This window comes from Streptomyces odontomachicola (assembly GCF_039605595.1).
Classification (GTDB): Bacteria; Actinomycetota; Actinomycetes; order Streptomycetales; family Streptomycetaceae; genus Streptomyces.
In genome coordinates, this window is record NZ_JBCFOK010000008.1 from 309,087 (window position 1) to 323,726 (window position 14,640).

General features: G+C 73.8%; 10 protein-coding genes. 1 reads left to right on the forward strand and 9 read right to left on the reverse strand.

The window, feature by feature from the left end; all coding sequences use genetic code 11:
• Positions 1 to 136: 136 nt before the first annotated feature.
• On the forward strand, positions 137 to 949 hold the full coding sequence (locus ABEE00_RS17650; RefSeq protein ID WP_345746507.1) for an EamA family transporter: 813 nt from the start codon (positions 137 to 139) through the stop codon (positions 947 to 949).
• On the opposite strand, the gene ABEE00_RS17655 is transcribed toward ABEE00_RS17650, so the two are convergent.
• The 9 genes from ABEE00_RS17655 to ABEE00_RS17695 form a co-directional block, all read right to left on the reverse strand.
• Positions 930 to 2,258 carry a DUF1266 domain-containing protein gene (locus tag ABEE00_RS17655; protein ID WP_345746460.1) on the reverse strand — a complete coding sequence of 443 codons (1,329 nt, stop codon included), beginning with the start codon at positions 2,256 to 2,258 and terminating at the stop codon, positions 930 to 932. The genes ABEE00_RS17650 and ABEE00_RS17655 overlap by 20 nt on opposite strands.
• Positions 2,259 to 2,316: 58 nt before the next feature.
• A complete protein-coding gene (locus ABEE00_RS17660; RefSeq protein ID WP_345746461.1) occupies positions 2,317 to 2,853 on the reverse strand; it encodes a DinB family protein in 537 nt (178 codons plus the stop codon).
• Positions 2,850 to 4,871, reverse strand: a complete 2,022-nt coding sequence (locus tag ABEE00_RS17665) for a prolyl oligopeptidase family serine peptidase (protein WP_345746462.1) — start codon at positions 4,869 to 4,871, stop codon at positions 2,850 to 2,852. The genes ABEE00_RS17660 and ABEE00_RS17665 overlap by 4 nt, the downstream gene beginning before the upstream one ends.
• Before the next feature lie 98 nt (positions 4,872 to 4,969).
• A complete protein-coding gene (locus ABEE00_RS17670; protein WP_345746463.1) occupies positions 4,970 to 6,373 on the reverse strand; it encodes a M20/M25/M40 family metallo-hydrolase in 1,404 nt (467 codons plus the stop codon).
• A complete protein-coding gene (locus tag ABEE00_RS17675; RefSeq protein ID WP_345746464.1) occupies positions 6,366 to 7,199 on the reverse strand; it encodes a M55 family metallopeptidase in 834 nt (277 codons plus the stop codon). The genes ABEE00_RS17670 and ABEE00_RS17675 overlap by 8 nt, the downstream gene beginning before the upstream one ends.
• 212 nt (positions 7,200 to 7,411) lie before the next feature.
• Positions 7,412 to 8,182 (reverse strand): class I SAM-dependent methyltransferase, encoded by a 771-nt coding sequence (locus ABEE00_RS17680; protein WP_345746465.1) that lies wholly within the window; start codon positions 8,180 to 8,182, stop codon positions 7,412 to 7,414.
• 175 nt (positions 8,183 to 8,357) lie between these two features.
• Complete coding sequence (locus ABEE00_RS17685; RefSeq protein ID WP_345746466.1) at positions 8,358 to 10,961, reverse strand: ATP-binding SpoIIE family protein phosphatase; 2,604 nt, start codon at positions 10,959 to 10,961, stop codon at positions 8,358 to 8,360.
• A 215-nt stretch (positions 10,962 to 11,176) separates the two neighbouring features.
• A complete protein-coding gene (locus tag ABEE00_RS17690; protein ID WP_345746467.1) occupies positions 11,177 to 13,849 on the reverse strand; it encodes an MFS transporter in 2,673 nt (890 codons plus the stop codon).
• Positions 13,850 to 14,124: 275 nt separating this feature from the next.
• Positions 14,125 to 14,571, reverse strand: coding sequence for an SRPBCC family protein (locus ABEE00_RS17695; protein ID WP_345746468.1), 447 nt, complete (start codon positions 14,569 to 14,571; stop codon positions 14,125 to 14,127).
• Between the last annotated feature and the right edge of the window lie 69 nt (positions 14,572 to 14,640).

Sequence of the window (14,640 nt, forward strand, 5' to 3'; positions counted from 1 at the left end):
GACCATCGACGGAACGGCACAGCGGGATGGCTCGACTCCCGCCCGTACGACTCCTTCCCGTACGACGGCGGATGCGGCGGCGCATGCGCTCGGCCGGGCGCCCGCTCCCGCGCTGGTGCTGTTCGGCGTGTGCGGCATGCAGTTCGGCGCGGCCCTCGCGCCGCGCATCTACCCGCAGGTGGGCGCCCCCGGCGTGGTCGCGCTGCGGCTGGCGGTCGCGGCCGTGGCGCTGGTCGCGCTGTGGCGGCCCGGGCTGCGCTGGAGCGGGCGCACCTGGGCCACCGTGCTCGCGGCCGGAACGCTGCTGGCCGGGCACCATCTCGCGTTCTACGAGGCCGTGGACCGGGTGCCGTTGGGTGCGGTCGCGACGGTGGAGTTCCTGGCGCCGTTCACCATCGCGCTGGTCGGGGCGCGCCGCGTACAGGACCTGCTGTGGGCGGCGCTCGCCGCGGCCGGAGTGGTGCTGCTGGGCAACGGCGGGGTCCCCCTGGAGGCCGCAGGACTGGCCCTTTCCGCCGCTGCCGCCTGCTGCTGGGGCGGCTACATCCTGGTCTCGGCCCGCCTCGCGCGGCGGGTCAGCGGCGGCCAGGGCCTCGCCCTCGCCGTCGCGTGGGGCGCGCTGCTGTCCCTCCCCTACGGCGTCGCCCACGCGGGGAGCGCGCTCCTGGAACCCCGCGTCCTCGCCGTCGCCGCCGTGATCGCGGTGCTCTCCAGCGTGCTGCCCTACTCCTGCAACCTGGAGGCGCTGCGTCGCCTCCCGCCCCGCGTCTTCGGCGTCCTCACCAGCCTGGAGCCCGCGGCCGGCGCGGTCTTCGGCCTGCTGCTCCTGGGCCAGCACCTGGCCTGGCCCCAGTGGCTCGGCATCGCGGCGGTGGCCTCGGCGTCGATAGGCGCGACGGCGGTACGAAGGCGCCGCCCCTCCACGTCCGCTAGCGGAAGGGGATGTTGAGCCAGGGGCTTCCGGGGTCGGAGGTGAGGATGTGGTGGGCCTCCCGCATCTCCTCGTACCAGCTCCCGAACTCCTCCTCGTCGAAGTGCAGGCAGCGGCCGAGCGCGAAGCCCACGGAGAGGTCCTTCCACGAGTGGTACTCGCGCGCGCAGTGCCTGCCCGCGGTGATCACGTGCCGCTCCGCCTCCTCCAGGGTGCAGTAGCGCGCGCCCAGGCCCCACAGGGCCATCGCGGAGGCGCGGCCCAGGTCCCAGGCGTCGGCGGAGCGGACGAACTGGTCGCCCTCCAGCAGGCCGTCGGCGCGGAAGCGCGCCTCATACCGCGTGATCCGGCCGATCAGCCGCTGCACGCCCACGATCTGGGCCTCGACCTCGGACTCCGGCCGCGGGTCGGACGTCACGCCGTCCGGGGTGATCACCACCTCGGAGGCGCGGCCGCGCAGGACGCGGGCGGCGGCCTGGCGCCAGTATTCGGTGTCGACGTGTCCGCCGAAGTCCCGGGCGAGACTGCGCCGCAGGCCGAGCACGAACTCCCAGACGGGGCTGACCATGTCGGCCTCCTGGAGCCGCCGCAGGGTCTCGGCCCACTCCTCGCGGTCGTGGATGCCCCACCACTCCTTGAGCATCCGGCGCTCGTCGATGTACCCGGTGCCGTGCCAGGCCATGGCGTTCCAGATGAGCCTGTTCTTCACGCTGAGCTGTGCGGAGCAGGCGAGGCCGTGCGCGACCGGGCCGTGCAGCGGTCCGCCGACGCGCAGCGTCCTGAGGCGTCTGGGCAGGTCCAGGAGCGGTACCTCCGACTGGTGCCTGGCCCATGCGTCGGACTGCGGCGGCGCGGCGGGCAGATACGCCTCGCACGGGGAACCGGGGTTCACCACGAGGAACGGCGGGTCGCTCTTCCGCCAGGTGCGGGCCAGCCAGCGGAGGGTCTCGGAGTGGAACACCTGGTCAGGACCGGGCGCGGGCAGCATCCCGGCCGTGTAGACCGGCCACCAGCTCTCCTTGGTCCGCGGCAGCCTGGTGAACACGGGATATATGCCGCCGTCCTCCGCCTTCTCCCGCACCACCTCGAAGTACAGCAACTCCCGCCCGAGCGTGGCGAAGTACGCGTCCCAGTCACCCCGCACCTTCGCGTCGTACAGCGCCTGCTCGACGTCGGTCGGCGCGACCCACCCCGGCGCGGACGGGGGTACGGATGGCTGCTGGGCCGCAGGCGGCGAACCCACAGGCGCGGCCGGCGAACCCGCACCCCGCTCCCCCTCGGCCTCCGGCGGTGGCCCGAATCCCGCAGGTGGCGGCCCGAACGACACGACGTACCCCCTCATTCCGCACGACAGCCGCAGCAGGCTACCCCGGCCCCGCGCGGCCCTACTCGCCCACCTCCCCGTCGGTCATCTCGCGCACGACGTCCAACTGGCCCACGTGGCGGGCGTACTCCTGGAACAGGTGGCACAGGATCCACGCCAGCGTGGGCGCCTCCTCGGCCGTGGCGAACCGGCCGCCCACCGCGGCGCGGGCGGCGAGCGGAGCGCCCTCCACGATGCGGCGCGAGTCGGCGCACTGCTCGCGGAAGGCAGCGAACACCGCCTCGGCGGACGCGTCGGCCGGCACACGCCAGCGGCCCTCCGCGTCGGCGTCGCCCCACGGCGCGGGCACGTCCTCGCCGAGGAAACCCCAGCGCAGCCAGCGGCGTTCGACGTGCCGCAGGTGGTGGACCAGCTCCAGCGGGGTCCAGCCCGAGGGCAGCGCGGAGCGGCGCAGCTCCGCCTCGGGGAGGCCGTCGAGCTTGCGCAGCAGGGCGTCCCGATACACGTCCAGATAGGCGGAGAGCAGGGCGTGCGGCTCGGCGAGTGTGTGGTCCGGCTCGCCGAAGGGGTCGGCCGCGGTGCCCTCGGCCGCGGTCACTTGCTCAGCTCCAGGGTGGGGACGTCCTCGCGGGGGGTGCCGAAGGTCTGGGCGTACAGGGAGAGTTCGGCCTCCAGCGCGTGGACGATCGTCTCGGCGCGGCGGAAGCCGTGGCCCTCGCCCTCGAAGGCGATGTACGCGTGCGGAACGGTGCTGCGGCCCACCCGTTTCAGGAAGCGCTCGCACTGGACCGGCGGACAGATCACGTCGTCCAGGCCCTGGAGCAGCAGGAACGGCGCGGCGATCCGCCCCGCGCGGGTGATCGGGGAACGCTCGCGATACCGCCCGGGGTAGTGCTCCAACGGGCCGACCAGGGACTCCAGATACTGCGACTCGAAGTCGTGCGTCTCGCCCGTGGCCCAGCCCTCCAGGTCGAGGATGGGGTAGCTGATGGTGCCGCAGGCGTACAGCCCGGCCGTGGCGGGTGCGGTGAGGGACGCGGCGCTGGTCCAGCCGCCCGCGCTGCCGCCGCGGATGGCGAGCCGCGCCGCGTCGGCCGTGCCCTCCTCGGCCAGGGTGCGGGCGACCGCGGCGCAGTCCTCGACGTCCACGACGCCCCACTGCTCGCGCAGCCGCTCGCGGTACTCCCTTCCGTAGCCGGTGGAGCCGCCGTAGTTGACCTCGGCGACGCCGATGCCGCGCGAGGTGAAGTAGGCGATCTCCAGGTCGAGTACGAGGGGGGCGCGGCTGGTGGGGCCGCCGTGCGCCCACACCACATAGGGCGGCGCCTCGTCGTCGGGCGCGCGGTAGGAGGGGTGGTGCGGCGGATACAGGTGGGCGTGGATCTCCCGTCCGTCGGGCCCGGTGAACGTGCGGATCAGCGGCTCGGGGTAGAACGACGGGTCGACCGGGTCCTCGTGCTTGGCGGCGACCACCAGGCTGTGCCCGGTGCAGGTGTCCAGCTCGACGATCTCGTACCCGCTGCGCGGGCTCGCGGCGATGCCGGAGACCCGGGTGTCGGTGACGGCGAGCTCGGGCGCCCACTCCGTCCAGGGGCCCGGCGCGTCCACCAGGTCGCCGGTCTCCGGGTCCAGGACGCCGAGGGTCATGGAGCCGCGCCCGTGCACAGTGGCGATCAGGCCGCTGGGCAGCGGCGCGAACCAGCGCTGCCCGATCTTCCAGATGCCCGCGGCGAACTCCTCCCTGCGGCGGCACAGCGCGGTGCGGGCACCGCCGCCGGAGTGCACGGCGTCGGCGCCGACCCGGTAGAGATTCCACCAGCCGCTGCGGTCCGATGCGTACAGCAGGGAGCCGTCGTGTGCCCACTCCGCCTGCGGTACGGACTCGCCGTCGCCGCCCGCGACAGTGCGCACCCCGCCCAGAGTCCCGTCCCCGTCGATCCGCGCGGTCTTCACCACCGTGCTGTCCCACGGCATGTCCGGGTGGTCCCAGCCGATCCAGGCCACGGAGCGGCCGTCGGGCGAGACGCGCGGGCCGGTGAGGAAGCGGTTGGCGTCACCGGGATTCAGCCCGCGCACGCGGGAGCGGTCCTCGGCGGCCGAGCCGTCCAACGGAACGGCGGCCAGCACCCGGCGCACCTCGGTGGCGCCGCTCCCGGTGAACTCCTCCATCACGCACCACACTTCGCCCCGCTCCACCAGCACCACGGGGTCGCACCAGCGCAGCCCCCCGGGCACGGCGGCGGAGAGCGGGGTGAGCGGGCGCGGGGCCCCGCCGCGGTCCGGCTCCACCGCATACATCCGCTGGTCGGCGAAGTGCGTGAACACCACGACGGGCCCGCCCTCGCCGCGCTGCGCGCCGGCCCAGGGGCGGCCGCCGTACTCGATGACGCGATTGCGCACGTTCCACGGGGCGGGGAGCACCGGCTCGGGGGCTTCGTGCCGGTCGGTGCGCAGCCGCATCAGGGCGCGCCTGCCGCCCTCCTCGGGGCGGGGCTCGGTCCACCACACCTCCTCGCCGACGGCGCCCAGATACTCGGGCCTGCCGTCGTGCGCGGCGACGAGCCCGGCGTCGATGGGGGACGGCCAAGTGCCGTAGGGGGCCTGGGTGATGACCATCTGCTGTCAGCCTCCTGGGAACGGACGGAGAACCGCGGGGGTCGCGGCGGGTGCGCCCTGTGCGGCGCGCGGCCAGGGCGGAACGGAGCCCTGGGGGGTCAGAGGGCGCGCAGCGCGCGGTCCAGGACGCGGACGCCGAAGTGCAGCGCGTCCACCGGAACCCGCTCGTCCACCCCGTGGAACAGCGCCTGGTAGTCGAAGCCCTCGGGGAGCCGGAGCGGGGAGAAGCCATACCCCGCGATGCCCAGGCGGGAGAACTGCTTGGCGTCGGTGCCGCCCGACATGCAATACGGCACGACGCGGGCGCCGGGGTCGAAGTGCTCCAGCGACTCCCGCAGCGCGGCGAAGGTCGGGCCGTCCACGGGGGCCTCCAGGGGCACTTCGCGGTGCTGGTAGTCCCAGTCGACGTCGGGTCCCGTCAGCCGGTCGAGGGTCTCGGTGAACTCCCGCTCGCCACCCGGCAGCACCCGGCCGTCGACGGAGGCGGTGGCGGTGCCGGGGATGACATTCACCTTGTAGCCCGCGTCGAGCATGGTCGGGTTGGCGCTGTTGCGCACCGTGGGCTCGACCAGCGAGGCGGCCGGGCCCAGCCGGGCCAGGAAGGCGTCCATGTCGAAGTCGGTCGCGTCCACGTCGGGGGCCGGCAGGCCGCGCGCGAGGGCGAGTTCGCCGAGCGCGGCGCGCACGGTCGGTGTCAGGCGCAGCGGCCAGTGATGCTCCCCGATGCGGTGTACGGCGGAGGCGAGTCTGCTCACGGCGTTCTCGCGGTTGACCTTGGAGCCGTGGCCCGCTCTGCCCCTGGCGGTGAGCCTCAGCCACGCGGTGCCGCGCTCCCCCGCCGCGACCGGATAGAGCCGCAGCCCGTCGCCCGCGTGGAAGGTGAAGGCGCCGGACTCGCTCAGGCCCTCGGTGCAGCCCTCGAACAACTCCGCGTGCTGCTCGGAGAGATAGCCCGCTCCATACTCCGCGCTGTCCTCCTCGTCGGCGGTGAAGGCGAGCACGATGTCGCGGCGCGGGCGGACACCGGCGCGCGCCCAGGCGCGGACGGTGGAGAGGACCATGGCGTCCATGTTCTTCATGTCGATGGCGCCGCGGCCCCACACGACACCGTCCCTGATCTCGCCGGAGAAGGGGTGCACGCTCCAGTCGGCCGGCTGGGCCGGGACCACGTCCAGGTGGCCGTGCACCAGCAGGGCGTCGGCTCCCGGGTCGGTGCCCTCGACGCGGGCGACCACGTTGGTCCGGCCCGGCGACTTCTCCAGCAGCCGCGGCGCGAGGCCCGCCTCGGACAGCAGCCGGGCCGCGTACTCCGCAGCGGGGCGCTCGTGGCCCTCGCCGTGGCCGTGGTTGGTGGTGTCCATGCGGATCAGCTCCGAGGTGAAGGTGACCACCTCGTCCAGTGCCCGCGCATCGATGTGCTCCGGCGCCGCGCCCCGCGAGGCCGCCTCGTCCCTGTCCGCTCCGCGCACAGCCACTCCGTCTCCCCCGTCGTACTCAGCCATACTGCTCCTCCACCGCTGACGAGACGACGGTCGTGACCGCCTTGAAGCAGCGGATTCCCTCATACATGTCCGGCGCGGTGTATCCCACCCGCCTCTCGCCCGTGCGCTCGACGCCCGGCACCACGGTGGCCGCTCCCGCCAAGTGCTCCGCGTCGAACTCCATCTCCACCTCGCGCGGCCGGGGCGGGGCGGGCGCCCTTCTCCCGGCGAGCGCCAGTGCCTCGCGCGCGGCGGCGCGGATGTCGGCGGCGGTGCGGGCCGGGGTGCGGCAGACCGCGGCATACCGCGAGACGTAGTCCTTGACCGCGACGGCGCGGGCGTCAGGGGCATAGCCCTTGGCGTCCTCGACGGTGCGGTCGTCGCCGGTCACGAGCACGACCGGCACCCCGAACTCCGCGACGACCAGGGAATTGAGCAGGCCCTCGCTCGCGCGCACGCCGTCCACCCACACGCCCGTGAGGGAGTTGGCCAGATAGGTGTGCGCGAGGACGCCCTCGTCGCCGGCGCCGGTGTGATACCCGACGAAGGCGATGCCGTCGGCGTCGCCGTGCTGCACGCCCTCGACCATGCTCAGCGCCTTGTGCCGCCCGGTGAGCATCTGTGCCCGCTCGTCCAGCTCCTCCAGCAGCAGATTGCGCATGGTCCAGTGGGCCTCGTTGATGAGGACCTCATCGGCGCCGGCGTCGAGGAAACCGCGCACCGCGGCATTCACGTCGGAGGTGAACATCGACCGGCAGCGCTCCCACTGAGGAGTGCCGGGCAGCACGTCGGCGGGCCAGGTCACGCCCGTGGCGCCCTCCATGTCCGCACTGATGAGGATCTTCATGCCCGGAACGTTACGCGGTCGATGATGCCCGTAACACCCCTGTGGATAACTGCCCGCGCGGTATGTCGCCGCACCCTCCCGCCGCGGCGGAACACGGTGTTTCCGCCGCGGCGGAAGACGACACGAAGGGCGGTCGGCCATCGGTGACAGGCCGCGCGGTCCGATCCGGGCCGCGCCGTACGACACGCCCTGGGTCCGCGAGGCGACACGCCCTAAACCCGCGAGGCCACCAGCCAGTTGCTCGGCAGCGTCACGTACGAGCCGTCCTCCTCGGAGACCGTCAGGCTCAGCGGCATCGTCCCGCTGGCCAGGACGGTGAGCCCCTCGCCGCGGAAGTACGCGGGCAGCTCCTCGTCCGGCATGTCCATCGGCTCGATGCCGTGCCCGAAGATCGCCTCCAACTGCGGCGGAGGCCCCTCCTCACGCCCCATCAGCCGCAGCATGACCTGCTTGGCCGCCGCCGCGGGCTCCACCACCAGCGCGCACCCCCGCTCGCCGATCAGCGCCGCGAGTGAGGAGGCCACCGTGCGCCGGTCGTCCGGCTGGGCCTGGTGCAGGACGCCGCGCATGTAGACGTCGGCGTCGCCGAGTTCGTCGTGGAGTTCCCGTACGGCGGCGAGGTCGGTGGCGTCGAGCTGCCGGAACTCCACCCGCGGCGCCTGACCCCCGCGCCCCGCTCTCCCCCGCTCGCCCAGCTCCTCGCGCGCGGCCTCGGCCGCCTTCGCCGCCCGCTCCACCGCCTCGCCCGACAGGTCGAAGCCGAGCACCCGCGGATAGCGCTCGGCGAGGAACAGCGTCTGCGTGCCGTTCCCGCAGCCCGCGTCGATCATCGGCAGCCCGCCGTGGGAGTAGCGCTCCAGCAGCGGCAGATGGAGCGCGGCGGTGCTGTCGGGAGCGGCGTCCCAGGCCACCGAGCCCGCTCCGGGCGGCGCGTCCCTCCAGAAGCTCTCCCAGGACTCCGCGTACCGCATCGAGACGTTCATGGGTCTCCCCCAGGCGCGTGGTTGAAGATTGCAGGGATCAGGGAGTATGTCCCTCAACTGTCCCCGCAACCAGGGGGTTTGCGCCCCCTCGGGGCCCGGTTCCGTGGCCGTGTCAGGGGCGCACCGCCGCGTCCACCCGCGCCCCCGGCTCCCGAACGGGCCCTGAGCAGGCCCCTCAGCCCGGCAGCGCCTGCTCGCACCACACCGTCTTGCCCCTACGGGTCCGGCTGGTGCCCCATTCGCGCGCGAGGCGGCTGACCACCCGCAGCCCGCGTCCGTACTCGTCGTCGGGCGCGGCATCCACCAGCACCGGCAGCGCCGGGTCGGCGTCGGTCACCTCGAACTGCAGCGCATCGGCCCGTACGAGGCGGAGCTCGGCGCGCTCGCCGTCCGCGTGCCGTACGGCGTTGGTGAAGATCTCGCTGGTCAGCAGCACCGCGGTGTCCTCGACCGCGCCGCCGTCCAGGCCCCAGGAGGCGAGCTGCTCGCGGACGAGTTCGCGTGCGCGGCGCACCGCGCGCGGCTCGCGGGGCAGCCGCCAACTGGCCACGTCCTCCAGCGGGATGCCGTTCAGCCGGGCCATCAGGAGCGCCACGTCGTCCTTGCGCCCGCCGCGCTCGGAGAGGGTGCTGCGGGCCAGCGCGCGGATGATCGTGTCGCAGGCGTCGTCCATGGAGGCCGCGGGGTGCGCCGCCGACTCGCACAGCGCGGCAAGGCCCTCGCCGATGTCCGAACCCCGCACCTCCACCAGCCCGTCGGTGCACAGCACCAGCCGGTCGGAGGGCCGCACGGGGACGGTCACCGTCTCGAAGGGAACGCCGCCGACGCCGATCGGGGCGCCGGTGGGCAGGTCGAGGAGCCGGCTGGAGCCGTCGTCGGCGCGGACCAGAACGGGCGGGATATGACCGGCGTTGGCCATCCGCAGCTCGCTCCTGATCGGGTCGTAGACCGCGTACAGACACGTAGCGAGGTATCCGTCACCCAGCCGCTGCGCCAGGTCGTCCAGCTTGCGCAGCAGATGCGCGGGCTCCAGGTCGAGGGCCGCCATGGTCTGCACGGCGGTGCGGAGCTGGCCCATCATCGCGGCCGAGTTGAGCCCGTGCCCCATCACGTCGCCGACCACCAGCGCGGTGCGCGAGCCCGGCAGCTTCACGGTGTCGAACCAGTCGCCGCCGATCCGTCCGAGCCGCGTGCCCGGCAGATAGCGGGTGGCCGTGTCGCAGCCCGCCATCCGCGGCTGGATGCGCGGGAGCATGCTGTCCTGGAGCGTCTCGGCGACGTTCTCCTGGTACGTGTACATGCGCGCGTTGTCGAGCACCAGGCCCGCACGCGCGGCGAGCTCGGCGCCGGTGACCCGGTCCATGTCGTTGAACTCCGCGCGCAGCGGATGCCGCAGCAGGATCATGAAGCCGAGCACCACGTCCCGCGCCTTGAGCGGGACCACCAGCATCGAGCGGTTGTTGATCAGCGGGCTGATGTCCCGCTTCTCGAACTGCGAGGCGATGCGGTTGCCCATCTCCTCGCTGATCCGCGGCACCAGCACCGGCTCGCCGGTCGTCATGCACTGGAAGAAGGGCGTCTGCACCGGGAACGGCATGGTCTCGCCGACCGGCACGACGTCGTCCCAGCGGCCCGGCTCGTCGTTGTGCTCGACCGCGACCCGGTGCCACATGGTCGTGGCGTCGGGCGTGCCCTCGGGGAAGCCCTCGCCCGCGACGACCTGTTCGCGCAGATAGGTGCCGGCCACGTCCGTGAAGCGCGGCACCACAGCCTCGCTGACCTCCTGGATCGTACGGGCCAGGTCGAGGGATGAACCGATGCGCCCGCTCACCTCGTTGAGGAACTCCAGGCGCTCGCGCACCGCCGCGTACTCGAGGTCGGACTCCAGCTCGTGGGCCGCGGCCTCGGCGGCCTCCGGGTCGATGTCCCGCTCGGCGGCGGCGCGCAGCAGCCGCGTGCGGCGCTCGACCCGGCGCGGCACGCCCCAGTCGGGCGTGACCGGCACCCGGTCGTGGCTGCTCACCTCCAGCACCGGATAGCCCAGCTCCAGCACCTGCGCGACGATCCTGGCGCCCTCCTGCGGGCTCATGCTGGGCAGGATCTGCGGCAGCTCGCGGGCCAGCCGCTCGGCCCCGGGGAAGTCGGTGTGCAGCGCGAACCCGGGGACCACGCGCCGCCGTTCGACCTCGGCGCCGGCCGGCTCCAGCGGCTCTGCGCCGACCGCCTCGGCGCCCTCGAGCCGCGCGCCCGCGGCCTCAGCACCCTCGGGCCGCACGTCCTCCGACAACGCGTCCGCCGACCGCGCGCCCTCCGACAGCGTGTCCGCCGATCCGTCCGCCGCGGCCCCGTCCTCCACAGCCTCGTCTTCCGCGCGCCCGTCCTCCGCGGCCGCTTCCGCCGGGTCGATATGGATGCGCGAGGCGTCGGCCGCCAGCACGAGCAGCCGCCCGATGCCGGGCCCGATCAGCGGATACGCCCACCAGACCAGGTCGCCGTGCCGCCCGTCGGCGCTGCCCGAGCGCGCCCACCCCGCGGTGGGGAAGCTCGTACGGCCGCCGAGCGAGGCGTCCCAGTCGGCGCCCTCGCCGACGCCGGTCACCGGCGTGCCGGGGCCGCCCAGCTCCTCCAGCGCGCCGGACACCGGCATCAGATCGGCGGCGGGCATCCCCACCGCCTCCTCGCGCGTGTGCCCGAAGAGCCTGCGCGCCCCGCTGCTCCAGTGCGAGACGGCACCCTCGTCGTCGACGACGACCACCGCGAGCGGAAGGCGCCCGGGCATCCGTGCCCGCGCCCCTCCCACCGCATCTCCTCCCGCACGTTCCATGGGGACGCTCTCCCTTCCCGCACCGGCCGACTCCACGGTACGGCGGCAGGTGCGCGCCGTGCGGGGCAACGCCGGAATCGGTGGTGCGCCGGGCGCACGCGCACCGCGCGCGATCGCGCCGGAAGCTCTCCCGGAGCGGCCGCCCGGCACGTCCGCAGCCCCGCGAACGTTCAGTCCTCGTGCCCCAGTTGCAGGTCGCGCTCGGTCCTTCCGCCCCCGGCGATCTGCAGCACGGTGGCCACCGGCGGATAACCGGAAGCGACCACGGTGTACTCCCCCGACGCCAGATCCACGAAGCGGAACCCCCCATCGGCCCCGGTGGTCGCGGTGTCCACCACGTTGCCCGCCGCGTCCAGCAGCGTGACCCGCGCATCCTCCACCGCACGGCCCCCGTTGGCCCGCACCGTGCCCCGCAGCACCGCACCCCCGGCGAGCTCGATGTCCTGCCGGGTCTCTCGCGAGGCCTGCACCGAGACGGGCAGTGCCGCCGGCCGGTACGCGGGCGCGCTCGCCGCGAGGGTGTATTCGCCCGCCACCAACTCGCCGATCACATACCCCCCTTCGCGCCCGCTGCGGGTGCTGGCCACCACGTCGCCGCGCACGTCGGTGAGGGTGACCGAGGCGTCCCGCACCGGGAGCCCGTCGGCGGTCAGCACGTTCCCGGCCAGCCGTCCCGCGCCGCCGAGGACCACGTCCAGCTCGACCGGGTGCTCGCCCACGCTCACGCTGACCGCCTGCGGCTGGTGCCCTCCGGCGGCGGCGATCATCACGTACGCGCCGCTGCCCGGGGTGCTCAGCGCGTAGCGCCCGTCGTCGCCGGTGGCGCCACGTCCCACCTGGCGGCCCGAGGTGTCGATCAGGGTCAGCGCGGCGCGCGGCACCGTGCTCCCGTCGTGGTGCCGCACGCTGCCGCAGACCGGTACGCCGGCGGGCGGGCACTCCACGGTGGTGCGTACCTCGGCCGAACGTGCCGCGGTACCGCGGGTGCCGGGGACGTGCGGTCCGGGTGCCGTGCCGTCGCCTGCGGTGGAGCCGGGGACCGGGGCGTTGTGGGACACCAGGGTTTTCTCCTTCAGGAAGAGGGCGAGCAGGAGCCCGAGGAGGAGCACCGGCACGAGGTAGAGGAAGATCCGCGGCATGGCGTCGGCGTACGCGCGCACGTACCCCTCGCGCAGCGGCTCCGGCAGCGCGTGCACGAGCTGCGGGGTCACCGACTGCGGGTCGGGCAGCCGTACGCCGGGGTCCGGCGGCAGCTCGCGCCGGAGCCCCTCGGCGAGCCGGTGGGCGAAGAGGGTGCCGAAGACGGCGGCGCCCGCGCTGCCGCCCGCCTGCCGGAAGTAGTTGTTGCCGCTGGTGGCGGCGCCGAGGTCGGTCGCGGGTACGGAGTTCTGCACGGCCAGCACCAGCACCGGGACCACGAAGCCGATGCCAAGGCCGAGCACGCCCAGCCAGAGGCTGTAGGTCTCGCGCGGTGTGTCCTCGCCCAGCCCCGAGAGCAGCCACATGCCCTCGGCCGCCAGCGCGCAGCCCAGCACCACGAAGACCTTGTAGCGCCCCGTACGCGAGATGAGCTGCCCGGAGAGCACGGAGGCCACCACGACCCCGCCCATCATGGGCACCATCAGCAGCCCCGACTCGGTGGCGCTGACGCCCTCGACCATCTGGAGAAAGGTCGGCAGATAGCTGGATGCGCCGAAGAGCGTGACGCCCACGGCGGCGCCGATCAGCCCCGTGAGGGTGAAGACCTGGTCGCGGAAGAGCCGCAGCGGCAGGATCGGTTCGGCGGCCGAGTGCTCGACGATCAGGAAGAGCAGCAGGCTGGAGAGGCCGCCGGCGCCGAGCCCGAGGATCACCGGGTGGTCCCACTCGTACGTGGTGCCGCCCCAACTGGTCAGCAGCACGAGGCAGGTGGAGAACACGCCGAGCAGCAGCGGGCCGATCACGTCCATCCGGCCGCGGTCGCGCGGCCGGGGCATCCGCAGCACCAGACCCACCACGAGCAGGGTGAGCAGTCCGCCCGGCACGTTGAGGTAGAAGCACCAGCGCCAGGAGTACGCGTCGGTGAGCCACCCGCCGAGCAGCGGCCCGGCGATGGAGGCGAGCCCGAACACGGCTCCGATCAGGCCCATGTAGCGGCCGCGCTGCCGGGCCGGGACGATCTCGCCCATGATCGCCTGGACCCCGATCATGAGCCCGCCCGCGCCGGCGCCCTGCACCGCGCGGTAGATCACCAGCTCGTCCATCGACCCGGCCCAGCCCGCGAGCCCCGAGCCCAGCAGGAAGACCACGATGGAGAACTGGAAGACGTTCTTGTGCCCGAAGAGGTCGCCGAGCCTGCCGTACACGGGCATCACGACGGTCGTGGCCAGCAGGTACGCGGTGACGACCCAGGACATCCTGTCCAGGCCGTGCAGTTCGCCGACGATGCGGGGCAAGGCCGTGGCCACGATGGTCTGTTCGAGCGCGGCCAGCAGCAGCGCGAGCATCAGCCCGAGGAAGACGAACCGCACGCGGCGGGGGCTGAAGCGCGGCCCGGCGTCCTCGCCGCCGCTGCCGTCCTCCTCGGGCGCCGGCTCCTCTTCGTACGTCTGGCCTGCGAGTTCGGGCCCCGGGGCCGGTGGCCCCTGCCCCGGCTGCGGGCGCGGCGCGAGCACGGGCGGCGCCTGCCGTGACGCCGTGGGGTCGTACGCGGCCGGCGCGTGGGTCGCTGCCTGGGCCTGAAGGTCGTCCTGGGCCGCCGCGCCGTGGAACTGCTCGGCGCCCCCGGGAAGTTCCGGGATCTCCAGGCTCACTTCGACGACCGCCGGGGACCGGTCGCCACCACCGAGAGTCGTCCCGCTCATGGCTCTCCCCTTGTCGCGCCGTCCTCGGATTCCGGTGCAGCTTTTTCGCATCACGCGACAAGCCACAGCAAGTCCGGCACGCGGGCGGGGGAGTCGGCACGCGGAGGCCCCAACTCCCCCGCCCGGGGCGCCCGTCAGGCGCTCATCAGGGGCTTTCGCGGCGGGGCGGCACGCCCGGCGTACGCCCGCGCCGCGGGGAAAACCACTCGTAACGGTGAGGGTCCGCGGGCGGTCGTGCGTCACCGCACCGTCCACCGCGCCGCGGACCCCCGCGGTCACTTCTCCGTCTCGGAGGCGAGCTTGGCGAGCAGCTCGTCGTAGATGCGGCCGAGGCCCTTGGGCGCGAAGGTCTTCTCGAAGAAGCCGCCGATGCCGCCCGCGCCGTTCCAGGTGGTGGTGACCACGACGCGGGAGGTGTTCTCGGCGGCGCCCGGCGTGACCCGCCAGGTGGTGACCATCGAGGAGTTGCGGTCCTTCTCCACCAGCTCGCCCTCGGCGGGCTCGGTGACGTCCAGCAGGCAGTCGCGCACCCGCTTGCTGGTGGCCTGGAGCTTCCAGTGCACGACGGTGCCCTCGCCGTCGCCGCCCTCGCGCACCTCGTACTCGCTGAACTGGCCCGGCAGCAGCCTGCTCCGGGTCTCGCTGTAGTCAGCGAGCGCGTCGAACACGTCGTCCGGCTTGGCCGCGATCTCTCGCTGCGTGGTGGCCTCGACCTGCGCCATTGCTCCTCCTGTCGTACGCGCCTGGCGGGGCTTCCGGCGGTCACCGCGGCCCCGGCGGCAAGCCAATCA